This window comes from Aeromonas sp. Prich7-2 (assembly GCF_017939255.1).
GTDB lineage: Bacteria > Pseudomonadota > Gammaproteobacteria > Enterobacterales > Aeromonadaceae > Aeromonas > Aeromonas caviae.
Map to the genome: position 1 here is coordinate 1 of NZ_JAGKRI010000212.1, position 500 is coordinate 500.

A 500-nucleotide genomic window follows, 5' to 3' on the forward strand; every position below is an offset into this window, starting at 1 on the left:
GTTGTGACCTTGTGAAGGTAATCGCGGCGGGTATTGGCGATATGTGAATGCAGCCGCTGGATCTTGGCTTTTTGTTTCTTCCAGTTGCTGCTGAACTTTACCTTTTTGCTCAACTGGCGTTGGAGCCTTGCCAGCTTGGTCTGATTAGTTTTGAAGCTGTTGACGGGCTCAAACACCGTGCCATCTGACAGGGTTGCGAGCTTGGCGATCCCCGCATCCAGCCCGACCATTGAGCCGGAGGGGTGAATTGGCTCGGACGTCTCCTGCTCGACCTGAAAGGAGATATACCAGTGCCCGGCTGCTTGGCTGACGGTCGCGTTTTTAATTTTCCCTTCAACTGGCTGGGACTGGCGAAACTTGACCCACGCCAGCCCGGCAGGCAGCTTCACTCGACCCTTTTCAAGGCGGCAATACTTGTCGAAGTTGACGAACCGGATAGCGTCGCGGTTGTCGCTTTTTTTCTTGAATACGGGTGCCTTGGCGGCGAGTTTCTTATCAAA

General features: G+C 54.0%; 1 protein-coding gene. It reads right to left on the bottom strand.

The features are described 5' to 3' along the window. Positions 1-500: RNA-guided endonuclease TnpB family protein (locus J9892_RS20700; protein WP_210538854.1), on the bottom strand; the 500-nt coding region annotated here is incomplete at both ends.